Origin of the sequence: Pseudoalteromonas sp. P1-8 (assembly GCF_001399985.1) — a bacterium.
GTDB lineage: Bacteria > Pseudomonadota > Gammaproteobacteria > Enterobacterales > Alteromonadaceae > Pseudoalteromonas.
The window spans coordinates 330,025-357,008 of the sequence record NZ_LJSO01000002.1; the positions used below are offsets into that span (position 1 = coordinate 330,025).

Annotated in this window: 22 protein-coding genes; 12 read left to right on the forward strand and 10 right to left on the reverse strand. The window is 43.0% G+C overall.

What is annotated here, in order from left to right; genetic code table 11:
• The first annotated feature begins 12 nt into the window (after positions 1-12).
• Positions 13-1,086, forward strand: a complete 1,074-nt coding sequence (locus tag AN213_RS05030) for an endonuclease/exonuclease/phosphatase family protein (RefSeq protein ID WP_095209708.1) — start codon at positions 13-15, stop codon at positions 1,084-1,086.
• Positions 1,087-1,149: 63 nt separating this feature from the next.
• On the opposite strand, the gene AN213_RS05035 is transcribed toward AN213_RS05030, so the two are convergent.
• Positions 1,150-2,526, reverse strand: coding sequence for an NAD-dependent succinate-semialdehyde dehydrogenase (locus tag AN213_RS05035; protein WP_055197707.1), 1,377 nt, complete (start codon positions 2,524-2,526; stop codon positions 1,150-1,152).
• A 164-nt stretch (positions 2,527-2,690) separates the two neighbouring features.
• Here AN213_RS05035 and AN213_RS05040 point away from each other — a divergent pair, with 164 nt between their 5' ends.
• From AN213_RS05040 to AN213_RS05050, 3 genes are read left to right on the forward strand one after another with little or no spacing between them, the layout of a single operon-like run.
• Positions 2,691-3,728 carry a nitronate monooxygenase family protein gene (locus AN213_RS05040; protein ID WP_055197709.1) on the forward strand — a complete coding sequence of 346 codons (1,038 nt, stop codon included), beginning with the start codon at positions 2,691-2,693 and terminating at the stop codon, positions 3,726-3,728.
• Positions 3,725-4,291 (forward strand): Crp/Fnr family transcriptional regulator, encoded by a 567-nt coding sequence (locus AN213_RS05045; RefSeq protein WP_054562700.1) that lies wholly within the window; start codon positions 3,725-3,727, stop codon positions 4,289-4,291. The genes AN213_RS05040 and AN213_RS05045 overlap by 4 nt, the downstream gene beginning before the upstream one ends.
• Positions 4,292-4,340: 49 nt before the next feature.
• On the forward strand, positions 4,341-4,835 hold the full coding sequence (locus tag AN213_RS05050) for a YgjV family protein (protein ID WP_055197711.1): 495 nt from the start codon (positions 4,341-4,343) through the stop codon (positions 4,833-4,835).
• Positions 4,836-4,842: 7 nt separating this feature from the next.
• Here AN213_RS05050 and AN213_RS05055 read toward each other — a convergent pair whose 3' ends face one another.
• Positions 4,843-5,376: a cytochrome b gene (locus AN213_RS05055; protein ID WP_054562698.1), complete on the reverse strand. Its 534-nt coding sequence runs from the start codon at positions 5,374-5,376 to the stop codon at positions 4,843-4,845.
• An 81-nt stretch (positions 5,377-5,457) separates the two neighbouring features.
• Entirely contained in the window at positions 5,458-5,970 is a 513-nt protein-coding gene (locus AN213_RS05060; RefSeq protein WP_055197713.1) for an NUDIX hydrolase, read from the reverse strand.
• A gap of 214 nt (positions 5,971-6,184) precedes the next feature.
• Here AN213_RS05060 and AN213_RS05065 point away from each other — a divergent pair, with 214 nt between their 5' ends.
• Genes AN213_RS05065 through AN213_RS05085 form a run of 5 tightly spaced genes read left to right on the forward strand, consistent with a single transcriptional unit; the run spans position 6,185 to position 11,725 of the window.
• Positions 6,185-7,525 (forward strand): sigma-54 dependent transcriptional regulator, encoded by a 1,341-nt coding sequence (locus AN213_RS05065; RefSeq protein WP_055197715.1) that lies wholly within the window; start codon positions 6,185-6,187, stop codon positions 7,523-7,525.
• Between the two features lie 10 nt (positions 7,526-7,535).
• Entirely contained in the window at positions 7,536-7,745 is a 210-nt protein-coding gene (locus AN213_RS05070; RefSeq protein WP_054562695.1) for a histidine kinase, read from the forward strand.
• Between the two features lie 22 nt (positions 7,746-7,767).
• Entirely contained in the window at positions 7,768-9,246 is a 1,479-nt protein-coding gene (locus tag AN213_RS05075) for an ATP-binding protein (RefSeq protein ID WP_054562694.1), read from the forward strand.
• A complete protein-coding gene (locus tag AN213_RS05080; protein WP_054562693.1) occupies positions 9,246-9,707 on the forward strand; it encodes a response regulator in 462 nt (153 codons plus the stop codon). The genes AN213_RS05075 and AN213_RS05080 overlap by 1 nt, the downstream gene beginning before the upstream one ends.
• A gap of 50 nt (positions 9,708-9,757) precedes the next feature.
• Complete coding sequence (locus AN213_RS05085; protein ID WP_055197718.1) at positions 9,758-11,725, forward strand: response regulator; 1,968 nt, start codon at positions 9,758-9,760, stop codon at positions 11,723-11,725.
• Here AN213_RS05085 and AN213_RS05090 read toward each other — a convergent pair.
• From AN213_RS05090 to AN213_RS05100, 3 genes are read right to left on the reverse strand one after another with little or no spacing between them, the layout of a single operon-like run.
• Positions 11,688-12,710, reverse strand: a complete 1,023-nt coding sequence (locus AN213_RS05090) for a LacI family DNA-binding transcriptional regulator (RefSeq protein ID WP_054562691.1) — start codon at positions 12,708-12,710, stop codon at positions 11,688-11,690. The genes AN213_RS05085 and AN213_RS05090 overlap by 38 nt on opposite strands.
• 21 nt (positions 12,711-12,731) lie before the next feature.
• Positions 12,732-14,063, reverse strand: a complete 1,332-nt coding sequence (locus AN213_RS05095) for a glycoside-pentoside-hexuronide (GPH):cation symporter (RefSeq protein ID WP_055197719.1) — start codon at positions 14,061-14,063, stop codon at positions 12,732-12,734.
• Positions 14,064-14,087: 24 nt separating this feature from the next.
• Complete coding sequence (locus AN213_RS05100; RefSeq protein ID WP_055197721.1) at positions 14,088-15,416, reverse strand: GH1 family beta-glucosidase; 1,329 nt, start codon at positions 15,414-15,416, stop codon at positions 14,088-14,090.
• Between the two features lie 232 nt (positions 15,417-15,648).
• Here AN213_RS05100 and AN213_RS05105 point away from each other — a divergent pair, with 232 nt between their 5' ends.
• From AN213_RS05105 to AN213_RS05115, 3 genes are read left to right on the forward strand one after another with little or no spacing between them, the layout of a single operon-like run.
• On the forward strand, positions 15,649-16,917 hold the full coding sequence (locus AN213_RS05105; RefSeq protein ID WP_054562688.1) for a sugar MFS transporter: 1,269 nt from the start codon (positions 15,649-15,651) through the stop codon (positions 16,915-16,917).
• 47 nt (positions 16,918-16,964) lie between these two features.
• Positions 16,965-19,442, forward strand: a complete 2,478-nt coding sequence (locus AN213_RS05110) for a glycoside hydrolase family 3 protein (protein ID WP_408002926.1) — start codon at positions 16,965-16,967, stop codon at positions 19,440-19,442.
• A complete protein-coding gene (locus AN213_RS05115; protein WP_055197725.1) occupies positions 19,433-20,470 on the forward strand; it encodes a family 16 glycosylhydrolase in 1,038 nt (345 codons plus the stop codon). Before AN213_RS05110 ends, AN213_RS05115 begins: the two co-directional genes overlap by 10 nt.
• Before the next feature lie 94 nt (positions 20,471-20,564).
• Here AN213_RS05115 and AN213_RS05120 read toward each other — a convergent pair whose 3' ends face one another.
• The 4 genes from AN213_RS05120 to AN213_RS05135 all read right to left on the reverse strand — a co-directional run bounded on the left by AN213_RS05120 (position 20,565) and on the right by AN213_RS05135 (position 26,902).
• Positions 20,565-21,575, reverse strand: coding sequence for a cupin-like domain-containing protein (locus AN213_RS05120; RefSeq protein ID WP_160318714.1), 1,011 nt, complete (start codon positions 21,573-21,575; stop codon positions 20,565-20,567).
• On the reverse strand, positions 21,575-22,300 hold the full coding sequence (locus AN213_RS05125) for a SapC family protein (RefSeq protein WP_055197729.1): 726 nt from the start codon (positions 22,298-22,300) through the stop codon (positions 21,575-21,577). Before AN213_RS05125 ends, AN213_RS05120 begins: the two co-directional genes overlap by 1 nt.
• Positions 22,301-22,320: 20 nt before the next feature.
• Entirely contained in the window at positions 22,321-23,862 is a 1,542-nt protein-coding gene (locus tag AN213_RS05130; RefSeq protein ID WP_055197841.1) for a tryptophan halogenase family protein, read from the reverse strand.
• 91 nt (positions 23,863-23,953) lie between these two features.
• The gene (locus tag AN213_RS05135; RefSeq protein WP_055197731.1) at positions 23,954-26,902 is read right to left on the reverse strand and encodes a TonB-dependent receptor; all 2,949 of its coding nucleotides are present in this window, start codon (positions 26,900-26,902) and stop codon (positions 23,954-23,956) included.
• Between the last annotated feature and the right edge of the window lie 82 nt (positions 26,903-26,984).

A 26,984-nucleotide genomic window follows, 5' to 3' on the forward strand; every position in this document is an offset into this window, starting at 1 on the left:
CTTGAATCGATCATGACTTATGGATTGAGTTCACTATTGGCCATGCTGCTAGTGGTCTCAATCTTGCCATTTTCATATTCCCAACATTATTTAATTCGCAGTTGTGACTTTGTACGCTTGCAAGTGGTTTACCTTGCTTGTGCGAGTTTAATTGCTGCAAGCTATTTAATCAGTCGTACGGGATCAATGCTTTATATTGGTTGTGCTCTGGCGAGTATCATCGTGCTGCTTTTACAAGTTGGCTGGATTTATCCTTACACAAGACTAGCTAATAAGGAAGTTGCCTCAAGCAATAAAAGCGATAAGCACAGTATTCGTATTATGTCGGCAAATGTACTGATGTCGAACACCGAATATGCCAAACTAATTGGCTTAGTCAAAACGCACCAACCTGATTTCCTCATTACGTTAGAGTCTGATCAAACTTGGCAAAATAAACTGAGCAGTTTAGAACAAGAGTACCCATATCGTGTCTACTGCCCAAAAGATAATCGTTATGGCATGCACTTGTACAGCAAGTTTAAAATTAAACAACAGCAAGTTTGTGAGCTTATAGAAAGCGACATCCCCTCAATTCATATTTTGTTTGAAGATGCAGATGGCGTAGAAGTACAAGGGCACTTTATTCATCCTGCTCCCCCGAGCCCCACAGAAGAAGACAGCTCACGACCGCGTGATACTGAGCTGATAATTTTAGCTAAAGCACTTAAAAACAGACAGCGACCTTGTATTGTTGCCGGTGATCTAAATGATGTTGCTTGGTCGCGGAGTACCCGCTTGTTTATGCGTATTAGTGGTTTGTTAGACCCACGCAAAGGTCGCGGCTTTTTTAATACGTTTCATGCCAGTTATTTCTTTATGCGCTGGCCGCTTGATCACCTTTTTCATAGTAATGAGTTTAGCGTTAAGCGTATTGAGCGTTTGGCAAAATATGGCTCAGATCATTTTGCACTACTTACTGAACTTGTTTATAACCCCGATTCTGACAATCAAAAACAACAAGAGCAGATTGATAAAGAAAAAGCAGTGGATGAGTTAAAAATGCCAGCAGCGTCTAAGCAGCAAGTGCCAATGTTTAACAAGTGATAACCTTATTCAGGGCGGACAATTAGATATAAGAAAGGGCTCTAATGAGCCCTTTTTTTGTGGTTAGTCGTTGACCATAATGGTTTTGATATTAACAAATTCACGTAGCCCAAAGCCGCCGTGTTCACGGCCATAGCCACTGTCTTTTACACCACCAAATGGTAAGTTCGGTTGCGCAAGGCCATAACCATTAATATTCACCATACCGGTATCAAAATGATGCTTTGCAAGCTCTATAGCTGCTTGTTCGTCTTTTGAGAAAATACCGCCACCAAGACCATAGCGAGAGTCATTAGCAATTTGCATTGCCTCATCATTATCTTTTGCCCTGATAAGCGATGCTACAGGGCCAAATAATTCATCATCATAGGCGGGCATGCCCGGTTTAATGTTTTCAAGCAGAGTCGGGGTGTAATAAAAGCCTGTGTGCTCAGCAACTTTACCGCCAGTAACAATGCTCGCACCTGCATTGACTGAATCAGTCACTTGCTGATGAAGTTTATCGCGCAAATCTTTACGGGCCATTGGACCGAGCGTGGTTTTTTCATCATTCGGGTCACCAAGAACAACTTGTTCAAATTGATCTTTAATTAAGGCTTTAAAATCATCGTATAAAGCATCAACCACAATAAAGCGTTTTGCGGCAACACAGGTTTGCCCGTTATTGATCAAACGCCCTTGTGTACATGCGGTAATCGCCGTATTTAAGTCAGCATCATCAAGTACAACATAGGCATCGTTACTGCCAAGCTCAAGTACCGTTTTCTTAACCTGTTTACCTGCAAGCTCAGCAACTTTTTTGCCTGTTTCGTCGCTACCAGTAAATGTCACACCTCGAATAGCTGAGTGCTCAATCAGTTTGCTTGCGGTTTTTCCGTCAATCAGTAAGTTTTTAAAGCAATAGTCATCAAAGCCTGCTTGAGTAAATAACTGCTCAATTTTTTCAGCCATGCCAAATACATTACCAGCATGTTTTAGCACTGTAGTATTGCCCGCCATGATATTCGCGCAAGCGTAGCGAATGACTTGATAAAGCGGGAAGTTCCAAGGTTGGATACCTAAAACGACACCGATTGGTTGGTAGCTAATAATTGCACGGCCGTCTTGCATATCACGGCTTTCATCAGCAAGCACTTTTGGCCCTTGTTCTGCGGTATAGCGACAAATTGCAGCGCATAATTCAACTTCTTGTAGACCTTGTTGATATAACTTGCCCATTTCATCGGTCATCAATTGCGCTAATTCTTGTTGATTAGACTCAATCACTTGTGCAAGTTGACTGAGTAATTTAGCGCGCTGTTCATGGGATGTTGTGCGCCACTTTAAAAAAGCTTGATGACATTGGTCAACTTCACTCTGTGCTTGTTGCAATGATAATAAATTATACGTATTTAAGGTTTGCTCATTGGCTGGATTGATTGTAGTAACAGTATCAGTCATCATTATCTCCTTACAAAATTGTAGGAAAAGGTTTGCAAGGCTAATACCTATTTTTCGCTGCTCTAGCTATCTGATTTAATTCTATTTTATTTAATTTGAACTTGGCTAGACACTTTTTTTCTGTAAAAACTGCAACAGGCTGCAAAACTTACAAGGAATACGTAATGACAAATTCTGTGTTAAATACCGAGCTTGCGATTATTCAAGCGCCAATGGCGGGTGTGCAAAACGCCAAACTGACAGTGGCTGTGTGTGAAGCTGGGGGGCTTGGTTCGTTGCCTTGCGCTATGCTCTCGGCTGAGCAGCTTGCCTCAGAGCTTGATTACATTAGTCAGCATACTGATAAGCCGTACAACCTTAATTTCTTTTGCCATCAAACACCTGACTATACACTGGCTCAGCAAACTGCTTGGCATAATGTGCTTGAGCCTTATTTTGATGAGTTTGCTGTCGATGCCTCACAATTTACCCGTAACGCTTCACGCCAGCCAGTTAATCAACAAGTGATCGATATTATCGCGCCTTATAAGCCCGCTGTTGTGAGTTTTCACTTCGGTCTGCCCAGTAAAGAGATTGTTTCTCAGATTAAAGCGTGGGGCGGGGGTGTTCTTTCATCAGCCACAACGCTTGACGAAGCGCGCTGGTTACAAGCAAATGGTGCCGATGCGGTTATTGCACAAGGGATTGAAGCTGGTGGTCACCGAGGTCATTTTTTATCGATGGATTTATCGCTGCAACCAACCACAGCGCAATTAGTGCGAGAATGTGTAGAGCTTGAAATACCGGTTATTGCAGCAGGTGGAATTTGCTCAGCTGAAGATGTAGCTCAGTACCAAGCATTAGGTGTATCTGCTGTGCAGGTGGGGAGCGCTTATTTACTTTGCGAAGAAGCGACAACAAGTGCTTTACATCGTGAAGTATTAAAAACGGCTAAGCCAGACTCAACAGAATTGACAACCTTATTCTCTGGTCGCCCAGCACGAGGAATACGCAACAGAGTGATGCAAGAGTTAGGGGCGATGCCAGAGCAAGCGCCGCCCTTTCCATATGCATCGATTGCGATGACGGCATTACGTGCAAAAGCAGAGACTAAAGGCGACAGTGGTTTTTCTCCGCTTTGGTGTGGTGAGCGCTTTGTGGTTCGAGAAGGGGTTAACGCCCAGCAAATTACTGAATTACTAATGCAAGGTTGGCAGTCTTGACTGATACCCAGTTACTTCCACTAGGTGATAGTTATCATCAGCTAGCCGGTGAATTTCGTAACAAACTTGCAGGGCAATGCGCTATAAAGCGGTACGCTAAAGGTGATGTTTTATTGCAGCAAGGCGACGAACAAGATGCAGGTTACTTAATTATATCTGGGGTGCTTGGGGCATTTCATGCATCCTCGCAGGGTACGCAAAAGTGTAAAGAGTTTTACTTTCAAGATGAATTTGCACTGCTTTATGGTAACTGGTTAATTAAAACCCCAGCGCTTTATCAGCTAAAAGTAATACGTGATGCTGAGCTTATTAAGGTGCCTTTGGCTTTACTTGATAGTGCCGACTGGCAAGCAATAAAACATCAGTTAATTAGTCAGCAATTATTGTTTAAAGAAGCAAAAGAAGCGTTTTTATTACTCAATACCCCTGAGCAGCGTTACCAATATTTACTAGAACAAAAGCCGCATTGGCTTGAACAACTGAGTTTAAACGAGGTTGCTATGTATTTAGGGATCTCTGCGATTTCTTTATCGCGAATTAGACGGCGTCTTAACTTAAGTTAAGGCGCAGCAAAATAGTGAACATTACACTGCTGGTTTTTCAGGAGTCGTTATGTTTATTTTATCTCAGTGCTTAGTTGCCATTGCCACATTACTCGATTTGGCTTCATTTCAGTTTAAACAAAGGCAGGCAATTTTAGCTTGTTTGTTTAGCTCGGTTCTACTGACATCTGTGCACTTTATGCTGATCGATAACTTCAGTGCAGCGAGCTTAATGCTGATTGCAGCACTACGTTATGGCTATTGTATTTTTGCCCGCAAAACCTGGGTGATGATAGCTTTTATGCTTTTGAGTATTAGCGCAGTACTATTTACTTGGCAAAGCTGGGTTAGCTTTATCGCGCTGTCGGCAACGTTACTGCAAACTTATGCTTCATTCCAAGGCAAAGATTTTACCTTACGCATACTGATGATTGTTGGCACGATTGGTTGGATAGCCCATAACACTTTGGTTTTTTCACCACTAGCAGTGGTAATGGAAACGGTATTTTTAATAAGTAATTTAGTGGGCTTATGGCGTTTTTATGCTCACCCTAAGCCCGCTTAAATTTGATTTAAGACTTACCTAGCATGCGACTAAGCATGCCATCTTTGTCAACAAACTGGTGTTTAAGTGCTGCGGCAATGTGTAAGGCTAAAATCACCACGATAATAAGCACTGAACTGTGATGCACAAAGCTGCCTGCATCAGCAAGCCAAGGTGTTTTCTCTGGTGCGCTCAATAGCTCAAACTCAAAGAAGCTAATTGCACGACCACCCGCATAGCTCATGATAAAACCAGATAACGGCATAGCTAGAGTTGCAAGTAATAATAAGCCATGAGTGAGGTGAGCAATCGCTGTTTGCCATTTAGGCATTGCAGATGTCGCGGGTAATGCACCTTCTTTAATACGCCAAATAAGCCTTGCAATGGCAAAAACTAATACCACTAAGCCCATTGATTTATGCCAACCCATATAAGTAAATTTAGCGGGTGGCTCGGCAAAATCAGCAACATAAATGCCCATCGCGAATACGCCGATAAACAAAATGGCAACGGTCCAATGTAAAAGGATGGTTGGCTTTGAAAGGGGGGCTACTTTACTCATGGTTTACTCTCATAATTGGTTTTAACTATAAATATAGACTGCCACAATATCTGATGGTTGCGTAAAGTAATGTAAAATAACTTAAAGAATGTCAGCAATGAGCTTTAATAAAAAGGTCTCGCGCTGAATCGATAGCCCCTGTTTTTCACTCATTGCCATGGTGGTTTCGTTGTGTGCGATGGCATCAAAAATATTCACCCACTTAGGGTGCATGCCATTTTGCACTTCGTAATGCTCCATTTTAGGATCTGCAAATTCATCGCTAATTTCACAGAAGTAGCAATAGGATTTGATATGAACACAATCAAAGTCGTCTTTATACCAAGGCCTAACTTCTTCGTATAATCCTAATGGTTGCTTTATTTTAATTTGTAGTGCACCTGTTTCTTCATGTAACTCTCGTAGAAGCCCTTGCTCAATGCTTTCGCCTTCATCAACGCCACCACCAGGTAGGCTGTAGTCATCATAACGGGCGGTGTATAAAAGTAGTATTTGTTCACCTTTTAAAACAATGGCGCGGGCAGTGTGACGAATGAACACCGTTCCATAGTCATTACTTAAACTTGGGTGAATTACTTTTCTTAATAACTTCATAGGATTACAACTTTAAATTAATGCAAGTACAGCTTAGCTTAATATTGAACGTGCCATAATAACCTTTTTTTCGCATTTAATTCATTATGCTTACCCCAAATTGAAACTAATAAGGTAATATAACTGGAATTAAGAACTATTTAGGTATCTAACGTTTAGTTTTATTTTCGAAAAAACTTTGCGTAGAATGGTAGAAAAAGCTTAGGAAATTAATATGTTGAACGTACTTTTAGTTGATGATGACAGTGAATTTAGCGATGTAGTTTGTCATATAGTTGAGTTCCTAGGACACAATATAAATACCGCAGCGAACCTTGCTGAAGCTGAGCAATGGTTTGAAAACAACACGTTTGATCATGTCTTTTTAGATTTTATGTTGCCAGATGGCAGCGGCCTTCATTTACTAGAGCACTTAAAAGCTATCGGTCAATCGCCTCGTGTTACGTTAATTTCAGGTCACCCTTCAGTAAAAGGTAAGTTGGCTGAAATGTGTGAGCCAAATGTCGGCCACCTAGTTAAGCCACTGCAACGTGAAGATATTGAGCGTGTACTTAACCCTAAAAAAGCAGCCCCTAAGAAAAAAGCAACGCCAGCGATTAAACGCCACTTCGGCACTCTAATAGGTGAATCTGAGGTGATGCAAAAGCTTTACACTATGATTGAACGAGTCGCGGCCACTTCTGCCAATGTAATGTTGATGGGTGAAAGTGGTGCTGGTAAAGAAGTGGTTGCTCAGGCAATTCACAACGCCACTGAGTGTGATGGCCCTTTAGTGGCAACTAACTGTGGTGCATTTTCAAAAGAGCTGATTGGTAGCGAGCTTTTTGGCCATGAAAAGGGTGCATTTACAGGCGCGATTGCGCGTAAAGAGGGGGTGTTTGAGCAAGCTGCTGGTGGTACTTTATTTTTAGATGAAGTAACTGAAATGCCAATTGATATGCAGCCAAATTTACTGCGCGTGCTTGAAAGCAAAAAAGTAACTCGAGTGGGGGGTACCAAAGAGCAAGCAGTTAATTGCCGTGTTATTTCTGCAACAAACCGCACCTTGACCGACCTTGCGCAAAACAATGTTATCCGTGAAGACATTTACTTTCGTTTAGCGGTATTCCCCATTGATATTCCACCGCTTCGTGAGCGCAAAGAAGATATTCCACTGCTTGCCAATGCCTTTTTAGAGCAGCTTAATGAAGAAAACGGCACCGACTTTAAATGGCAAGCGGTGCAAATCAAAGAGCTTGAAGCCCATGATTGGCCAGGTAACGTGCGTGAGCTTCGCCACGCTATTCACCGCGCCTTTATTATGAGTGACCCTAAAGGCACAGCTATTACTTTACCTGAATCGCTAGAGTCGCCATTTTCTAAAGTGAATAAAGAGAGCCAAGCAAACCAAGTTGTTGCAGGGCAAACCATTGAAGAAGTTGAAAAAGAATTGATCCACGCTACTTTAGATAAAGTACAAGGTAACAAGACGATTGCAGCACAAATGCTGGGGATCAGTACGAAAACACTTTATAACCGTTTAAATGCTTATGGAGGCATTGGCGAATACAAATAAAAGGATAGCTATGAATAATAACGAGTCTTTACGAAAAATGGTGCACGATGCCCGTGCGCCGCTGAACCGTATCTCAATGAATGCAGAGTTAGTTAAGCTCGTATTAGAAAATGATATGCCAAAACAAAAAGCATTAGAGGCATTAAATAAAATAATAGCTAATTGTCAGCAGTGTAGTGAGCACTTACAAGAAATAAGTGACACTCACGCTGCAGATTAAGCACTCATAGATTAGGAAGCAAATGCAAAAACAAAAAGGAAAGATAGCGGTCAATTGGGCAGGCTTTATAGCTGTGGTGCTCTGTATCGTGGTGGCTAATGCGTTTTTAGCTCTTAATAGCATTCGCTCACTCACCGAAACACAAAGTAGTCTTGATAACACCAATTCGCTCAATACCGCGATTGAGCGTTTGCACTTATCTGTGGTGCAAGCTGAGTCAGGTCAGCGTGGTTATTTACTTAGTGACAGAGAAGATTATTTACTCCCTTACAATGATGCAATCGCTTCAATGCAGGCGCAGATCATGCTTGTGAAAAGTTTGCACTCAGAAATTGAAGGGCAAGCAGACCGCATTGCTCGTTTAATACATTTGGTAAACGACAAAGTGGCGGTAATGACTAAAACAACTGATCTGGCCCTTGCAAATAAAGACGTTAAGGCTCGCCGCTTGTTACTAACAGACCAAGGTCGCGATCTATATAAAGATATTCGTACAGCAGTTGATGAAATACAAATGCGAGAGCTTAACTTTAAGATAGAGCAGTTTGCAAAGCTCTCGCAAATCAAAAACGAAGCGAAGATTACATTTGCTATTACGGCTGTGACCAGTACCTTATTGATTATAGGTATGTTTGTATTAACACGTATCAACTTACGCAACCAAGCTAAATACAGAGCTGAGCTTGAAAATCAAAACGAGAATCTAGCGGCAAAAGTTGCAGAACGTACGCAAGAGCTAACTATCTATTCTGATGAGCTAAGCCGCTCAAACAGAGAGCTTGAAGACTTTGCTTTTGTAGCAAGTCATGATTTACAAGAGCCACTGCGTAAGATCCAAGCCTTCAGTGACCGCCTTGAAAAGATGTTCAAAGATGAACTAGGTGAAAAAGGCATCGACTATATTAGCCGGATGAAAAATGCGGCTCAGCGTATGTCTAATTTAATCAATGACCTGCTTGAGTTCTCACGCGTAACCACCCGTGGTAAAGATTTTACTGATACTGATTTAAATGAAGTTGTTGCAGAAGTTCTTGATGATCTTGAAATTGCGATAAAAGAATCTGAAACTACGGTTAATCTTGATACTTTACCGCATATTCAAGCCGATCCAAGCCAAATGCTGCAATTGTTCTTAAATATTCTTTCAAATGCGGTGAAGTTTAGACGTGAGAATGTTGCGCCTGTGATTGATATTATATACCAGCGAACGTCAGAATTTAGCGAAGCTCACAATAGTGATGTGGAGTGGGAAGTTATTACCATTTCAGATAACGGCATCGGCTTTTCTGAAGAGTATCTTGAAAAAATATTTGTTCCGTTTCAGCGACTGCATGGTCGTTCTCAATATAAAGGCACAGGCATAGGTTTATCGGTTTGTCGTCGTATTGTTGAGCGTCATGGCGGAGAAATAACCGCAAGCAGTCGCGTTGGTGAGGGTGCAAGCTTCACCCTTAAACTACCCGTGGAAGCATCGCTTTTCACATTACAAGGAGAGGCGTAATGCCACTTAATAAAGTTAAACCAATTACCATTTTAATGGCTGATGACGACGAAGATGATCGTTTATTAACCCAAGATGCATTGGCCGAAAGCCGTGTATTGAACGAGCTGTTTTTTGTTGAAGACGGTGTAGAGTTGCTTGAATACCTTGAGCGTAAAGGCAAATTTAGTGAAAAAGAAAACTCGCCTCGTCCGGGCTTGATTTTACTCGATTTAAATATGCCGCGTATGGATGGCCGAGAAGCATTACAAGCCATCAAAGCCAACCCTAACTTAAAGGGTATTCCAGTAGTGATTTTAACCACATCAAAACAAGAAGAAGATATGGTTAAAGGCTACGACTTGGGCGCTGCATCATACATCACTAAACCGGTTACTTTTGAAGGATTAGTTGAGTTAATGCAAACACTAGGGAAATACTGGGTAGAGTTTGTAGAGCTACCACCCTCGCAGAACGACTAAGTCCAATTCGCATAAATACTTAATTAAGCTAATTGGAATAAGGAATAAGAATGTTAGACAAGGTAACCCGATTACTCTTAGTAGAAGATGACGAAGACGATTATATTCTTACTTGCGACTACCTAGACCAATTAGGTTCCCATACATTCGATGTTGAGTGGTTAAGTTGCCCTGAAGAGGCCATTAGTGAGCTTAGCGAAAACAAACATGATATTTGTTTGTTAGATTATCGCTTAGGCGCATCCGATGGCCTCGAAGTACTAAAACGGGCTGTGGCAAATGGCTTTCGCGGCCCGATTATCATGCTTACCGGGCAATCAGATGAAGCTCTCGATTCTGCAGCGCTCGATGCCGGTGCGGTTGATTATCTGGTTAAAAGCGAGATGAACTCTAGCCGCTTTGCCCGTGCTATACGCTACGCTTTAGCTCGCCGAGATGTTGAAGATGAGCGTGTTGAACGCTTAAAAGCAGAAGCCGAAAACCGATCTAAAGACCGCTTTTTGGCCCATTTGAGTCATGAGTTACGTACACCTCTGTCTTCTATCTTGGGTTACACTGAGTTACTCATGCAAAGTGATAAAAATCAGCATGCTCAAAATGAGTTGGGTGTGATTTACCGAAATGGTAAACACTTACTGAGTTTGCTAAATGATGTGCTCGACCTATCAAAGATTGCTGCCGATAAACTGGAGCTCAATTGCAGTGATGTTAACTTAGATAGCCTAATGGCTGACGTCTATACCTTAATGCGCGTTTCTGCGCTTGATAAAGGCTTAACTCTTAAGTTTGAGTCGCAGCAAGCTCTGCCTTTAGTTATAAACACAGACGCTACACGGTTACGCCAAATCCTCATTAACATCATCAACAACGCAATCAAGTTTACCAACCAAGGCGAGATCACAGTGCGAGCTTGGACTGCTTGGGTTAATGAACGAGAAATGCTGTTTTTTAGTATTAAAGACACAGGCCTTGGTATTCCAGCTGAAAAACAAGCACTGATTTTTAAACCATTTGAACAAATTGCCGATGTAGAATCACGAGATGTCGGTGGAGCAGGATTGGGCCTTGCTATTTGTTCAGAGTTACTTAGTCGTATGCAAGGTTCTATTGAACTTGAATCAACGCAAGGGGTGGGCTCTGAATTTACTCTTTCGATTTACCCTGGCAATATTCGAGATATTGAACGCCAAGTGCTGCGCTTTGATTCAAACCCCGATTGCCAGCAAAAACTAGCAACGTTAAAAACCACAGGGCGAGTATTAGTGGTTGACGACCTAAAAGATTTACGTAATCTCGTTGGCCATATGATCACCAGCACTGGCGCAGAAGTGGAGTATGCAGAACACGGTAAACAAGCGATTGAAAAAGTAGCTAATGCAGAGCAAGCGGGTAAGCCTTTTGATATTGTATTTATTGATTTGCATATGCCGGTTATGGGCGGAAAAGAGGCCACTATAGAGCTACGTAAAATGGGCTATCAAGGGCCGATTATTGCACTTACAGCCGCCACCATGAAAGGGGTGAAAACTGAGTTAAGCGCGCTTGGTTTTAACGATATGATTGCAAAACCGGTTGATTCTGGGCTGCTTTACCAAGTGCTCAATCATTACATTTGCGAAGGCAATACTGCACCTGTGGTTGAGCAAGACGACAGTCCTGAAGTGACATTACAGAGTACACGCTATTTATTGGTTGAGGACGACAGTGATGCGGCGCAAATCACTCAGTTATTGCTTGAAAGCTTAGGTGTTGAAACTGTTATAGCGCCAAGTTGTGCTGCATGTCTTGCGACCCTGAGTGACGATCAAAACTTTGCTAAAGTGTTACTCGATATGCATTTGCCGGATGGTGAAGGGCTTGATTTAGCCCATGAGATAAAGCAGCGCCACCCTGACTTAAATCTAGTCATTGTTAGTGGCGCAGAGCCAGAGCCAGAAAAAATTGAACAACTTGAGATTGAACAAGTGTTATTAAAGCCGATTAACCTTGGCTTGTTATCTGAGCTGATTGGCGGCTAATTGAATGTCTAACTATCAGCTCTGGTTCAAATAGCGTTTGTAGTGGTGGGGTTTGTTTTTGATAAACATGATTTAACACCCAATCTGCTGCCATGCGACCCATCTCATCTATTGGGTAATTAACGGTGCTCAATTGTGGGTAAACGTGACGGGTGAAAAATACGTTATCGTAACCCATAATCGACAATTGCTTAGGTAAAGTTAACCCTAAATCCCGCGCGCTAGCCATGGCGCCTACAGCCATTTCATCATTGGCACAGATGAGCGCTGTGAATGGATGCGTTTGTTGATGAAGTGCTTTTAAACCTTCGTAACCACTCGCTTCCATGAAGTCACCTTGGAATAATAGGTTTTCATCAAACTCAAGATTAAACTCAGCAAGGGCCTGTTTATGTCCTTCTAGACGGTCTTTGGCATCTTGTTTCCAAAGCGGCCCGCTGATGTAGGCAATATTTTTATGACCTTGCTCTAACACATGCTTCGCCGCTAAATAGCCACCTTTAATGTTGTTAAGCAAAATACAGCGGTCACTGAGTTCGCTGATATAGCGGTTGATCAAAACAAACGGCGTCCGACCTTTACTGAGTTTTATAAGGTAGTCGTCGCTGACCGCTTCAACATGCAAAATAAGGCCATCGCAGTTACGGCTAATTAAAAATTCAATCCCTTGTTTTTCGCGTTCTTCATCACTGTGACCCGCAGCAATAATCAGGTGTTTGCCTTGGTTACGAAAGGTATTTTCAATGCCGCTCATCATAGGCCCGTAAAACGGACCCTGTAATTCAGAGACCAGTAGGCCAACACTGTTCGAGCAATTTGATGCCAATGACTGAGCAATTGAGTTAGGTCGATAGCCAAGTTCATCCATTGCGGCAGTGACTTTTTTACGTGTTGCATCACTGACATTTGCATTGTTGTTCATTACTCGTGAAACGGTTGCAAGAGAAACACCTGCAAGTTTCGACACCTCGTAAATGGTGGCCATGTTATTCCTTTTTAAACAAAATTATGGATGCTGCTTTGACGATAAATCGGCACTGATCTGCTCAACCGTTTGGTTATCCAGAATATACCTTTTCATTATGAAAGCGACAAGCATACTACCTATTGCTGGGTAAAGGGTAAACGAAATTAAGATACCTGAAAGCGTGTGTTCACTGAGTTCGGTATTAGCTTCATAGCCATAAAATGCCAGTAACCAACCTGCAATGGCACCGCCAAGGGCAAGACCAAGCTTAATAAAAAAGACCACGCTTGCGTAGACTAGGCCTGTTAGCCTTTCACCGGTTTTCCATTGCCCGTAATCTATGGTGTCGGCCATTTTTGCCCACAGTAGCGGGGTTGCCATTTGCGTGAAGAAACACCATAAAAAGTACACCGCAAAGGCAAGTATCAGCTGTTCGCCCGGCAACCAAAATGCCACGCAACTAATAGCAGCAGAGATATATTGTAAACGAATATAGGCGGTTTTCTTATCAACACGTTTGCTGAGTGGGTTTGCACAGGCACAGCCCAAAATATTACCTATCATGCCGATGGTAACAAAGTAGGTGACCAGCTCGGCTTCACCAAGTACATATTTTACATAGTAAATGGCAAGGGTAGTGCGCAGTACCATACTGGTTAACAGCATAAATGCAGCAAAGCACAACACTTTAAATGGGCCATTTTGCCATAGCGTGTTCATGCGGGTTTTCCAGCTCAACGATGAGCTGTTATGCGCCGCTACGCGCTCTTTGGTAAAGCGAAAACAAATTAAGAATAAGATCACACCTAAGCCGCTCATCAGGGCCATCGTGAGTTGGTAGCCCGTAGCGTTATCACCTTTTCCTAGCCAGTTTACCAAAGGTAAAGTACAGGCACTGACCATTAAGCCGCCCAGCATACCAAACACAAATCGATAAGATTGAATTGATACTCGCTCTTTCGGGTCGCCACTTAATACCCCACCTAACGCTGAGTAAGGAATATTAATCGCGGTGTAAACTAGCATCAGCAAAGTGTAAGTGACAAACGCGTAAATGACTTTGCCTGACTCTGGTAGGTCTGGTGTGGTGAAGGTGATCATGCTGATCACCCCAAATGGTATAGCAAGCCAAAGCAAATAGGGGCGATAGCTTCCCCACTTAGTGCGGGTTGAATCAGTTAAAGCTCCCATTAATGGGTCGGTAATTGCGTCAACGATTCTCACCACCAAAAACAAGGTGCCAACAATCGCGGGTGAAATACCAAAAATATCAGTATAGAAAAAAGTTAAAAATAACATCACCGTTTGAAAGATGATATTACTTGCTGTATCGCCTAATCCGTAGGCTATTTTTTCTCTTTTTGTCAGCATGTGTGTTCTCGATTGTTGTTATTTTTATCGCTGTTTGAGCAGCGCGCGATATTGTTTTGCGCTTTCTTTTAAAATGCGTTGTTGGCTTTGATAGTCAATATAAACTAACCCAAAGCGCTTTTCGTAGCCATACGCCCATTCAAAGTTGTCCATTAAGCTCCACGCAAAGTAGCCTTGAATATCGACGCCTTGGCGAATTGCATCACATACCGCATTTAAGTGAGTGTGATAATAATCTACTCGTTCTATATCGTTCACTTCACCATTTTCTAACGTATCGGCCATGGCTGCGCCATTTTCGGTAATATACATTTTTGGTAAATCATATTGCTGATGAAGTGACACCAAAAGCTCAGTTAAACCTTGTGGGTAAACTTCCCAGCCCATATCGGTGACGCGAACATCCGTAAGGTTTGCTTCTTCAAACCAGCCATCAGCGGTATTTTTGTAGTGTATGCGGGTATAATAGTTAACGCCAATAAAGTCGACAGCTTGACTAATAATCGCCATATCGCCAGCAATTATAATTGGTTTAACTTCATCTGCTAAATCATCCAGTAACGATGGGTAAGCACCTTCTAAAACCGCTTTGATATACCATTGATTATGGTATTGATCAGCAAGCTCAGCGGCTTTTTTATCATCGGCGGTTAAAGGATAAGTTGGACTGAAGTTTAATACGATACCCGCTTCTGTGTCAGGGCAGTTTTTACGTAATACTTGCATAGCAAGGCCGTGGGCAAGTAATAAGTGGTGCGCTGCTTGTCGGCCAGCTTGTTGTGATTTTATGCCAGGTGCATGTACACCCACCTCATAACCTAAATAAGCACTACAAAATGGTTCGTTCAAGGTGGCGAATGAATCAACCAAATGGCCTAAATGTTGAGTAACAAGCTCGGTATATTCTTTGAATTTATAGGCCGTATCGCGGTTTAACCAACCGCCATTATCTTCAAGGTATTGAGGTAAATCCCAGTGATATAAGGTGACGTAGGTCTTAATATTACGTGCTTTTAACGCCGATAATAGCTGAGCGTAAAATGCCATACCTTGCTCGTTAACCGAGCCATCTTGCTGCATGACTCTCGGCCACGAAATAGATAAGCGGTAAGCATCGACAGCCAAATCTGCAATCATCTCGATATCTTGTTGCCAGCGTGCAACATGATCACAAGCTACATCGCCATGGCTGTTATCTGCAATGGTGCCAGGCTTTTCGCAAAATGTATCCCAGATGCAATCGAGGCGCTTATCGCGTGCCCCTTCAATCTGGAATGAGGCTGTTGCCACACCGAACGTGAACTCGGGCTTGAGTAAAGATGAATCTGGTAACAGTGAAATTGATTTATACACAGTTGATACTCGTCCTTCGGGTTAGGTGTAAGGCTTGGCTAATTAGAGCTTAGACTCAACTGTAAGCGCTTACAATTTTTCTGCAAATAAATTGCTAAATATGATTTATATGTTATAAATGTAAGCGCTTACATTTAATGTTGCAACATATTTCGCTATTTGTTGTTAGTGATTAAGTACCAAACGTTGCTGTAACAAACTGATAAATATAATTAACTAGAGAAGAAAAATTATGGCTCATGTTTCAACCCCTGTGTCGGCTGCTGCAAGCCAAGCAGATATGCCTAAGCAGCACTTTGCGCTGGCATCATTGACCACATTATTTTTTATGTGGGGATTCATCACTTGTCTGAATGACATTTTAATCCCTTATTTAAAAGGTATGTTTTCACTTAACTATACGCAGGCTATGCTCATTCAATTTTGCTTCTTTGGTGCGTATTTTGTGATGTCGATCCCCGCTGGTAAGTTGGTCAGTCGTATTGGCTACCAATTTGGTATTGTGGTTGGCTTAGTGGTTGCAGCCATTGGTTGCGCGCTGTTTTACCCAGCTGCTGTTGCTCATGTGTATGAGTTATTTTTACTGGCTTTGTTTGTACTTGCCTCGGGTATCACGATTTTGCAAGTATCTGCTAACCCTTATGTAAGTGTTCTTGGTCCACAAAAAACAGCGTCTTCGCGTTTGACTATGACGCAGGCTTTTAATTCTTTAGGAACAACAGTCGCGCCAATTTTTGGTGGTTGGTTAATTCTATCTGAAATTAGCCAAGCTACAGCAGAGGAAGTGAAACTCCCTTATTTAATGTTGTCGTTAACCTTACTTGTGCTTGCCGTTATCTTTGCGTTTTTAAAATTGCCAAAATTAGGTAAAGAAAGTGATAGCGAAGCCGCACACCAAGATTTAGAAGACTTTGTTGATTTAGGCAGTGTTTGGCGCTATCGCCACCTAATTCTAGGTGCTGTTGGTATTTTTGTGTATGTAGGCGCAGAGGTGGCAATTGGTAGCTTTTTAGTCGGCTTTTTGACCCTAGATAACATTGCGGGTTTACCAGAAAACGAAGCCGCTCATTATATTAGCTACTATTTTGCAGGAGCCATGGTTGGTCGTTTTATTGGCGCAGTGGTAATGCAAAAATTTAATGCAGGTAAGGTGTTAGCATGTCATGGCTTATTGGCTGTTTTACTGGTTGTGATTGCTATGACTGGAGAGGGCAGCCTGGCTATGTGGGCAATTCTGCTTGTGGGTTTATGTAACTCGATTATGTTCCCAACCATTTTCAGCCTTGCTTTACACGGCCTTGGTAAATACACATCAAAAGGTTCTGGTATTTTATGTTTAGCGATTGTAGGTGGTGCAATTATTCCATTACTACAAGGTGTGTTAGCCGATTCTATTGGCGTACAAATGGCGTTATTCTTACCTATCGCCTGTTATTTATATATTACTTACTTTGCGCTGGTTGGCTCAAAAGTATCGACTCAGACTCAGCAATCTTCATAGGTGTAAAAATGAAATTGAAAAAAACATTCACACTCTTCTCGTTAATGATGGCAGGCGCCAGCATGACAGCTTGCACTGGGCAAGATAAGGTGACCAACGTGAACGCTGAGCAAGAAATTTGGCCAAACATTGAAACGGGTATTGCTGCAAATCCAGAGATGGAAGCAAAAATTGCAAACATGTTGGCAAATATGACCCTTGAGCAAAAGATTGCGCAAATGATCCAGCCAGAAATCCGCGATATTACTGTTGAAGATATGCGTAAATACGGCTTTGGTTCTTACCTCAATGGCGGTGGCGCATTCCCTAATAATGATAAACATGCTAGTGCTGCAGATTGGATTGATCTTGCTGAAAAAATGTATCAAGCCTCAATTGATGACTCGCTCGATGGTAGCTCAATTCCGACTATGTGGGGCACCGATGCCGTGCATGGTCACAATAATGTTATTGGTGCGACACTATTCCCTCATAACATTGGTTTAGGTGCAACAAACAACCCTGAGTTAATCGAAAAAATTGCCGCCGCTACTGCGCAAGAAGTGATGGTAACAGGCATCGATTGGGTATTCGCGCCTACGGTTGCGGTTGTTCGTGACGACCGTTGGGGCCGTACTTATGAAGGTTATTCTGAAGATCCTGAAATTGTGAAAGCATATTCGGCAGCCATTGTTAAAGGATTGCAAGGTGCAGTTGATGACGACTTTTTATCTGATAAGCGCGTGATAAGTACCGTGAAACACTTTTTAGGTGATGGCGGCACAGAAGGCGGTGATGACCAAGGTAATAACACAGCATCTGAGCAAGAGTTATTTGATATTCATGCGCAAGGTTATGTAGGCGGCTTAGGTGCTGGAGCACAAACTGTAATGGCGTCATTTAACAGCTGGAACGGTGAAAAAATTCATGGCAGTAAATATCTTCTTACCGATGTACTAAAAGGCAAAATGGGCTTTGATGGTTTTGTTGTTGGTGACTGGAACGGCCATGGTCAAATTCCGGGTTGTACTAATGGCAACTGCGCGCAAGCAGCAAATGCCGGTCTTGATGTGTACATGGTGCCAACAGATGCATGGAAACCTCTTTATGAAAATCTTATCAAACAAGTTAAAAGTGGCGAAATTGCTCAAAGCCGCATCGATGATGCAGTAACACGTATCTTACGTGTAAAAATGCGCGCAGGTTTGTTTGATAAGCCAAGCCCCGCTAAGCGTCCGCTGTCAGGTAAAACGGAGATCATTGGTAGTGCAGAACATCGCGTAGTTGCAAAACAGGCAGTCCGTGAATCACTGGTTCTTCTGAAAAATAAACAACAGTTGTTACCGCTATCAGCAAATTCAAACGTATTAGTTGCCGGTCAAGGTGCTGATAACATTGGTATGCAGTCAGGTGGTTGGACAATCACTTGGCAGGGTACAGGCAACGAAAATAGCGACTTCCCTGGTGGCTCTTCAATTTTTGATGGTATCAAAAATACCGTTGAGCAAGCCGGTGGCCAGGTTCAATACAATGTGAATGGCGAATTTGAAACTAAGCCAGATGTAGCGATTGTAGTGTTCGGTGAGCAGCCTTATGCAGAAGGTAATGGTGATTTAGATAACCTTGAATACCAACGCGGTAATAAAACTGATTTAGCCCTGCTTAAAAAGCTAAAAGATGCTGATATTCCTGTGGTGTCACTATTTATTAGTGGTCGCCCAATGTGGGTGAATGCAGAGCTGAATGCCAGTGATGCGTTTGTCGCAACTTGGTTACCAGGCAGTGAAGGTGATGCAATCAGCGATGTTATTTTTAAAAAGCAAGATGGTTCTATCAATCATGACTTTAAAGGTAAGTTATCGTTCTCATGGCCAAATAACCCTGTAGGTAACCAAAACCGTGGTGATAAAGATTACGCGCCACTATTGCCTTATGGCTTTGGTTTAACTTACCAAGATAAAAACACATTAGCGGATAACCTTAGCGAAAAATCACAAGTCGCGGCTAAATTAGAAGACTTAGTATTATTTGAACGTGCCGTAAAAGCACCGTGGTCACTGCAACTACAAAGTGGTTCTGAGCAACAAGCCATGACTAGTAGCCGTGCAGCACTTAACGCTGTTAGCGTAAAAACCTTTGATAAAGACGTACAAGAAGATGCGCGAGCAATCAGCTTTAATGGTAAAGAAGCGGCTGCGGTTCGTTTAATGGCGGCGTTCCCATCGGATTTACGTTCATACGTTGAAAAAGCGGGTCAACTGCAAATGCAAATTAAGGTAGACCAAGCTGCTGATGCGCCGCTAATGCTGGGTATGCAATGTGGTGAAAACTGTGACGGCCAATTTGATATTAGCAAACAGCTTAAAGCAGCAAATGATTGGCAAACGCTAACCGTGGATTTGAGCTGCTTTGCAGAGCAAGGTGTGCAGCTTGGGCAAGTATTCTCGCCTTGGCAATTAGCCACTGAAGGTGCATGGCAAGTATCAATTTCTAAACTATCAGTAACGAGCGAGCACACAGAGGATGCAACAGTCTCATGTCAGTAAAATCGTCTGCTGTTATTTTGCTAACAGGTGCGCTTAGTGCCTGTCAGCAAACCCCAGCGCCTGTCAAAGCCAGCCAAGGAGAAGGCTGGCAGTTAGTTTGGCAAGACGAATTTTCGCAAAATGATCTCGACCTAACTAAGTGGCAACACGAAGTAAATTGTCGAGGTGGCGGTAATGATGAGCTGCAATGCTATACCGCGCGTAGCGAAAACAGTTTTGTTAAAGATGGCATATTGCATATTGTTGCTCGTCAAGAGCAATACACTGGGCCATTGCATAATAGCGATGAAGTGAGTAGCGATGCTGAGCGAGAAAAACAAGCGACTCAGCCGTTCACTTCTGCACGTTTACGCACTAAAAACTTAGCTGATTGGCGATACGGGCGTTTTGAAATTCGCGCTAAATTACCAGCAGGGCAAGGTGCGTGGCCAGCAATTTGGATGTTACCGACTGATTGGCGTTATGGTCGCTGGGCATCATCAGGCGAAATAGACATCATGGAAGCAGTTAATTTAAAGACTCTCACTGATGACAAAACAGCGCCAGTTGGCAGCCTTGAAACGCGCGTACACGGCACCTTGCATTACGGTGGTCCTGCACCCAAAAATGTTTACAGCGGTACGCCGTACCGTTTCAGCGAAGCTCATAACCCGGCTGATAACTTTCATGTTTATGCCCTTGAATGGCAGCAAGATGAAATTCGTTGGTATGTTGATGATGTTCACTATGCGACATTTCGCCACGACCAGTGGTATTCAACATCACAACAACAAGACGGCTCGTTTATAGAAAATACCGGCTTTGCTCCGTTTGATCAGCGTTTTCATTTACTGCTTAACTTTGCAGTAGGCGGAAACTGGCCAGCAAATGTGAATGATAAAGGCGTTGATTTTGCCGGTTATCCTAAGCAAATGCTGGTGGATTACGTACGTGTTTTTCAATGTAGTAAAAATAGTGAAACAGGTATCGGCTGTGCAACAAAGCAGCCATCAGCAGTACAAATAAAGGGTAAGACCTATCCGCAATAGTACTTAATTAAGCGGATTGCTATAAGTGAATTATGAACCAAGAGCCTGCAGATGCTTCGCCGAACTCGTTGCATCCGCTGGCTTTTGGTTCATTCTATCGGTTGAGCTTTTGTAGTAATAGCTGCCTTACTCTTCTGGCCGTTAGTTCGTCGATATCCGCTAATATCCCTTGCGCAGGCTCAGCAACGTGGCTTGCTAAATCCACATCATCAGCAAACACATAATGATTAAAGAGTTGCTGCCATTTCTGTTTATGCTCGTTTGGCAAGTCTTTAATTGCCAGCATACTGTGCAGCATGGCATCAAATGGGTTTGCTAAATACTCTGGGGCCTGTCGCCACCAATAGTTCACCAACACATTAAACGGACTGGTTGCGCTAACCTGATGCCACCAAAGCGCTGGAATATAAATAGCATCGCCAGGGCCAAGAGTTGCCGATTGCGTCTTTGCTATAGCCTCTTTAAAGCGTGGAAAGCGGGTGAAATCGGGGTTATTAAAATCAACCAAGCTAACCGCTTGCCCAGCGGGTGTAAATTCGAGTGGACCAACGTAAAGATTATTGACCTGATCAGTTGGCAATAGAGTAAACGTACGCTCACCTGCAGCAACACAAGCTAGGTTATCGGCGTTGTCATAGTGAGCCGCAATCTGACTATGATTTCCCACCCAGAGGCTGGTTAGGCAGTTATAGTCGGTCACTGTTAATGGGTTTTCAACACTAAAGCTCGGAGCGCAATACTCCACAGCAGTAGAGCCCATATACAGTGAATCACTGTCGGTTTGTGTGAGTGTTAGTGCTAATTTTTGCAGCACAGAAAGTAGGTTATCGGCGTGCTGTGAAAAATTAAGCCCCGAGAAATCAGCGTTATAAAAATAGCGTCCCTGATGAATTGCTTGGCTGCTAAAACTGCGTACTGGGGCGGTATTAGCAAGCCCTAAAAGATAGTCTAAGGCGTTTTTAGAACCTTGTTTAGCGGCAATGACTTGGGGCCAATTAGCGCAGAGATCTCTGATGACCAGTGGCTCAGTTAGCTCAGCTAAAAACGCTTTTAGATCAGTAATGCTTGAAGCCTGGCATTCTTTTATTGGTGCAGCCGCAAACATTACTGTTGAGCCCATTTTTTATTAAGCAAATGAGGAATGTGCTCCATTGATGCCAGCACCATATAAACAGCTTGTAGGTCACCTTGCTGTTGTAACTGCTTAAGTTGTTCAGCGGTTAAGCCATTGAGTACCTGTTGGTTAATGGTATAAAAGCCGCTCACTGTGACTTTTTCGCCATTTTTATCTGCATATTCAAGACTAAAAGCTTCGAGTAGATTAACGCTAAGCAAACGCTCAAAAAACTGATTAATTGTTTGGTGTTCTTGATGTAATGCGTTAAGTACTTGAGCAATATGATTTAAGTATTCGCTATTTCCACCATGTTCAAGGAAAATGGCTTCGCCATCACGTGTACTTATGCGTGGGCTGTCTAAATCAATATGTACCACCAGAGATTGCTCAGGAATACCATTGTTATACTGGGTTTGTTGGCCAATTAAAAATGGCTGGCGCTGCATACTTAGTGGTAAGTAACTCAGTTGTAATTCGCCTTGCTCGTTTAGCAGCAAGTTCTCGCCATTTTCAAAACCAAATAAAGCGAGGGCTTCGAATTGACCTGTTTGCGGGTGCTTACGAAATACGATAGGTTGATTTGCTTGAACTTTAGCAAACTCACTTGGAAATACGGTAGCGCAGCTAATATTGTCGCCCCAGTTAGCACCGCGTGTGGTGATCACTTTTAGGTCTTTATGGCTGATGTTATCAAGTAAGACATGATTGGCCATTGGGCCTCCTAATACTGAGATTAAATAGGTTGTATACCAAATTGCTGAATATGATTTAACAGCTCGCGGTTAGTGGGTAGTTGTTGTAATCCGCGTTTGGCTTGTTGTTGGTTAGCACTAAAATGCTCAATAATTGCCGCTGGCATTGCAAGTACAGGAAATTGTGGCAATTGCTTCATTCCATAAAGTACATACTGGTAACTGGCTGCAGAGAAGACCTCTTGAGCGCGGTCAAAGTCGTTTAACCACGGACTTTGATATTGCCAAAGTGCTAAGTTTTCTTGAAGTTGCAGAGGGATTGAGTTTGCCTCTTTATGGGCTTGCCAATAGGGGCTAGTGCGCTTTGACAACACATAATGCAGCTTTAAAAATTCAATGATACGTTGCCAGCGATAATGGCACTGCTCATCAAACCGCTTTGCCAGTGTCGGCATTGCAGCACGATGTGTTGGGAAATTAGCAAGTAAGTTATTCAGGCCAAGCTCCACCATGACTAACGCTGAGGCTTCAAGTGGTTCAATAAAGCCTGCAGACATACCAATAGCTAAACAGTTTTTATACCAAAAACGGCGTCTATAGCCGGGCGTAAAACTGATTTCACGAAATGTCAGTTCATTTTGCGCGGTGCCGGGCTGGGTTTTTGCAATGTAGTGGCTAAGCGCTTGTTTCGCATCTTCGCTGCTGGCAAAACGACTTGAGTACACCATACCTAGACCACGGCGGCTTTGTAAGCCGATATCCCAAATCCAACCGGCATCTTGCGCAGTGGCTTTGGTATAAGAAAGGAGCTCTTGCTGCGGGTTTAAATAGGGCACCTGTACGGCAACGGCTCGATCGTTAAATAACACATCGTGTTGCTCAATTAGCTCTATCCCGTAATGTTGATGTAACAGCTTTGCGTGGGTGCCAGAGCAATCAATAAATAAATCACCCGCAATAGTGCCATGATCGCGGGTTTGCAATGAACTAATATAGCCATCTTCATCACTATTGATACTTTCAACATGACTGACTATATGCTCAACGTTTAGATTGGTCGTGCAGTGCTGTTGTAGCAGCATGGCAAACTTACCGGCATCTAAATGATAGCCATAGTTTGCTTCACCTTGATAGGCGCTATGCAAGTGGTTTTTCGGTGCTTTATGGTGATCGCATAAGTAGGTTTGGCTTGCCACTGCGTGGCTGAAACTCACGGCATCTTTGTTGGCAAACCAGTAAGGTGCAATATTTAATTGCTGATATGCCACCGGTAAGCTGAACGGGTGGTAATAATGTGCGTCGCCTTCATCGTCGCACCAGCCATCAAAGCGTGAGCCTTGTTTAAAAGATGCATCACAGCGTTGAATAAATTCACTTTCGCTAATGCCGATGGTTTTTAAGGTTTGTCGCATGGTTGGCCAAGTACCTTCACCGACACCAATGGTGGCAATATCGGGCGACTCAATCAGGGTGATCTGTGCGTTGTGAGTTAAATGGGGCTGGGCAGCAATTAAACCTGCAGACAACCAACCTGCAGTTCCACCACCTAAAATGACGACTTTTTTTACTTCATTCTTTTGCATGTTTAAGGCCATCTCAAATGCTATGTAGACAAACTAGCATAAATACGAAAAAAAAAGCCGCTGTTGAGCGGCTTTTTTTGACAACAAAATGCTAGAACGAGTAGCGGAAGCCGATGTTGTAGCGCGCACCGTATTGGTTTGCACGTAACAGCTGCTCAGAGTAACGAACGTAAGTACGTTGCGTTTCATCAGTCAGGTTTAGACCTTCAACAAACACCGTTAGGTTCTCATTAACAGAATAGTTCACGTTGATATCCCACTGGCCATAAGACTCAGTAAAGATAGGTGAAGCATGTTGGTCAAAGCCAGTTAAGAACTCATCACGCCAGTTATAAGAAATACGAGCCGATAAACCATTTAAATCATAAATCGCAGAGAAGTTAGCTGAATCACTTAAACCCGGTAGGGCAAATTGATAGCCGATAGCATCTCGGTCTGCTTCAACATCACCAAATACGAATGTCGCGTTAGCGGCAATACCAAAGCCTGTTTCACCAAACATATGTTGCGCTGCTAGTTCCCAGCCCCATAGGTTTGCTGTTTCAACGTTGTTATCACGCGATACGAAGAAGCTTGCCAGTGGATCTGTATCGTTACCAACGATAGGCGTGCCTTCTTCTGTGCCTTGGTTTTCGTTGATCTTATCGTGAATAGCTTGGTCAGATGGTTGCTCACCCGCTGCTGCTAAATCTTCACGCGCTTGCTCTGCACGATCACCAATAAATGGGTCTGTAATACCGTCAATCGTTTCTTCGGTTGTGATATTTACAAGGAAGTTATCAACTTGCTTACGGTAGTAACCAGCAGACACATAGCTGCCTTCACCGTAGTAGTATTCAAGTGACAGGTCGATATTATCTGAAGTATAAGGTTTTAAGTTCGGGTTACCCACAGCCACTTTACGTTGACCCACTTTCGGGTTACCTAAGAATGACGTTGTTGAGCGAAGCGCGCCAACAGGAGGACGAGCAAGGCTGCGGCTGTAAGAGAAACGTGCAATAACGTCTTCAACTACTTCGATGTTCATATCAATGCTAGGTAAAAACTCTTTGCTGCTACCTTCACCGTTTGAGAATGAACGTTCATCAGCGTAAATGTAAGACCATTCGTTACCGTTAACCCACTCCATTGCAACAGCAGGACGCTCTAAGCTGTTTGCTGTAACATCTGTTGATTCGTAACGTAAACCCGCAGTGATGTTCACTGGCATACCGTTAAATTCTGTTTCGAAGTTAGCTTGTGCGTATACCGCAGTTGTTTCTTCGCTTACACGGTGATCGTCATCGATTGGACCCGCTTGCACTATGCCGTTTACATCAGCAGGCCAGCTACATGCGCCAATACCGCCATCTGGGTGATCACAGTCAATACTTTCGGCAATCGCGACAATGTCATCAAAATCAGCATCGTAGTAGTAATTCAATAGCTTATCACTACCACCACCAGAGAAGCCATCAAGTAAACCTGAGCTATCGACACGAGTGAACATGCTGTCATCGTACCAATCCGCAGAGTTTAACCACCAACCAGCAGCAAGCTGACCTGAGTAGGCTGTTGTTGTACGGAAATCAATTTTTGTGTGTGATACGCCAAAGTTAATGCTTGATAGGGCGCCGCTGTCTTCGTTATACCACGTACCTTTTAGCTGATATTGGTCAAGATCGTTGGTGTTAGTGTCTTTGTTTACACCGGCGAAAAGGGTCCCCATGTCGCTCGGTAAAATTTCTGCTTGGCCATTGGTTAATGTCATATCGATAAGCGGAATTTCGCCTTTGCTGAAGTCAGCCATTTTTTCGTCGATATTAACTGTTGGGTTCTCACACCATGAACATGATGTGTTACCAATAATCATAAACGCATCATGGCCGATACCCACACCGGCACTTTCAGCTGATGAGTTGTGAGCATCAAACTCGATGTTTAAATTGTCTGTTACCTGCCAATCAATGTTTAAACCAAGTGATTTATTTTCGTTAGTTGTTGCACCGCGATTTAAGTTTGTTGAGTAGTCACCACCAATTTCAGTTACTTGCGTGTAAGTACCGTTTTCATTGATAGTTGCTGCGCTAACGTTACCACCATTGTTGAACCACACACCAAAGCTACGGCCATCTTTTTCAAACTCTAGCTTTGAGTAAGTGTAATCAACGGTTGCAGTAATGCGGTCATTCGGTGCGTATTGCAGCACAAGTTGACCATTGGTACGTTTACGTGAATTGTCTGAAAACGCATAACCAGCATTTTGCGGATACCAGGTTGCGCCATCAGCGCGTTGGTTGTTATCTGTCAGTGCTAAATCAGGAGACGATGAAATATCAACATTTGGGATCCAGTTATCAACCGCCATTGATTGTTCGCGGTTGTCACGCTCTTGAACTGAGCCTGAAATTAAAATACCGAATTTGTCATCGTTGAATGTGTTGCTGTAGATACCTGATAACTCAGGCGTTACATCATCACCTGTCTCGTTTGATGTGTCGTGAACTGCTTTTGCACCAATCGAAGCGTGTAAACCAGGATTAGAAAGTGGTTTAGCTGTGGTGATATTTACTGTTGCACCAATACCACCGCTAGGGATATCAGAACGCGCTGTTTTATAAACTTCAACACCGCTCACACTTTCTGTTGCGATGTCGCCAAAATCAAATGAACGACCGCCAGTTGTTGGCATTTGGCGATTGTTAAGGGTTACTAAGTTAAATTCAGGGCCAAAACCACGAACCGTAATTTTGCTACCTTCACCATTACTACGGTCAATAGACACACCGGTAATACGCTGCAAAGATTCAGCTAGGTTGGTATCAGGGAATTTACCAATGTCTTCAGAGGTAATTGCATCAACAACACCCGCAGATTGACGTTTGATATCCATTGATTTTACAAGGCTTCCGCGAATACCCGATACTTGTATTACTTCAATATCACTTGCTTTGTCGGGCTGTTCTTCGGCGACAGCTGAGTGAGGAACTAGCGCGCTTAGACCCATTGCCATAGACAGGCTAATAGCAAGCTGCTTTTTCTTGAAAAGTGTGTGGTTCATGCAAATCTCCAGATTTGGTTTTATTTTATGTTGTTGTCTATTTTTGTAAGCGCTTACATTTTCTTTCAAAAAAAATCGCCGA

Excerpts from the sequence above, each read along its gene's own strand:
- AN213_RS05030 (WP_095209708.1), top strand. The coding sequence starts at position 13 with ATGACTTATGGATTGAGTTCACTATTGGCCATGCTGCTAGTGGTCTCA.
- AN213_RS05035 (WP_055197707.1), bottom strand. The coding sequence starts at position 2,526 with ATGACTGATACTGTTACTACAATCAATCCAGCCAATGAGCAAACCTTA.
- AN213_RS05040 (WP_055197709.1), top strand. The coding sequence starts at position 2,691 with ATGACAAATTCTGTGTTAAATACCGAGCTTGCGATTATTCAAGCGCCA.
- AN213_RS05050 (WP_055197711.1), top strand. The coding sequence starts at position 4,341 with ATGTTTATTTTATCTCAGTGCTTAGTTGCCATTGCCACATTACTCGAT.
- AN213_RS05055 (WP_054562698.1), bottom strand. The coding sequence starts at position 5,376 with ATGAGTAAAGTAGCCCCCCTTTCAAAGCCAACCATCCTTTTACATTGG.
- AN213_RS05060 (WP_055197713.1), bottom strand. The coding sequence starts at position 5,970 with ATGAAGTTATTAAGAAAAGTAATTCACCCAAGTTTAAGTAATGACTAT.
- AN213_RS05065 (WP_055197715.1), top strand. The coding sequence starts at position 6,185 with ATGTTGAACGTACTTTTAGTTGATGATGACAGTGAATTTAGCGATGTA.
- AN213_RS05070 (WP_054562695.1), top strand. The coding sequence starts at position 7,536 with ATGAATAATAACGAGTCTTTACGAAAAATGGTGCACGATGCCCGTGCG.
- AN213_RS05075 (WP_054562694.1), top strand. The coding sequence starts at position 7,768 with ATGCAAAAACAAAAAGGAAAGATAGCGGTCAATTGGGCAGGCTTTATA.
- AN213_RS05080 (WP_054562693.1), top strand. The coding sequence starts at position 9,246 with ATGCCACTTAATAAAGTTAAACCAATTACCATTTTAATGGCTGATGAC.
- AN213_RS05085 (WP_055197718.1), top strand. The coding sequence starts at position 9,758 with ATGTTAGACAAGGTAACCCGATTACTCTTAGTAGAAGATGACGAAGAC.
- AN213_RS05090 (WP_054562691.1), bottom strand. The coding sequence starts at position 12,710 with ATGGCCACCATTTACGAGGTGTCGAAACTTGCAGGTGTTTCTCTTGCA.
- AN213_RS05095 (WP_055197719.1), bottom strand. The coding sequence starts at position 14,063 with ATGCTGACAAAAAGAGAAAAAATAGCCTACGGATTAGGCGATACAGCA.
- AN213_RS05105 (WP_054562688.1), top strand. The coding sequence starts at position 15,649 with ATGGCTCATGTTTCAACCCCTGTGTCGGCTGCTGCAAGCCAAGCAGAT.
- AN213_RS05110 (WP_408002926.1), top strand. The coding sequence starts at position 16,965 with ATGGCAGGCGCCAGCATGACAGCTTGCACTGGGCAAGATAAGGTGACC.
- AN213_RS05115 (WP_055197725.1), top strand. The coding sequence starts at position 19,433 with ATGTCAGTAAAATCGTCTGCTGTTATTTTGCTAACAGGTGCGCTTAGT.
- AN213_RS05120 (WP_160318714.1), bottom strand. The coding sequence starts at position 21,575 with ATGTTTGCGGCTGCACCAATAAAAGAATGCCAGGCTTCAAGCATTACT.
- AN213_RS05125 (WP_055197729.1), bottom strand. The coding sequence starts at position 22,300 with ATGGCCAATCATGTCTTACTTGATAACATCAGCCATAAAGACCTAAAA.
- AN213_RS05130 (WP_055197841.1), bottom strand. The coding sequence starts at position 23,862 with ATGCAAAAGAATGAAGTAAAAAAAGTCGTCATTTTAGGTGGTGGAACT.
- AN213_RS05135 (WP_055197731.1), bottom strand. The coding sequence starts at position 26,902 with ATGAACCACACACTTTTCAAGAAAAAGCAGCTTGCTATTAGCCTGTCT.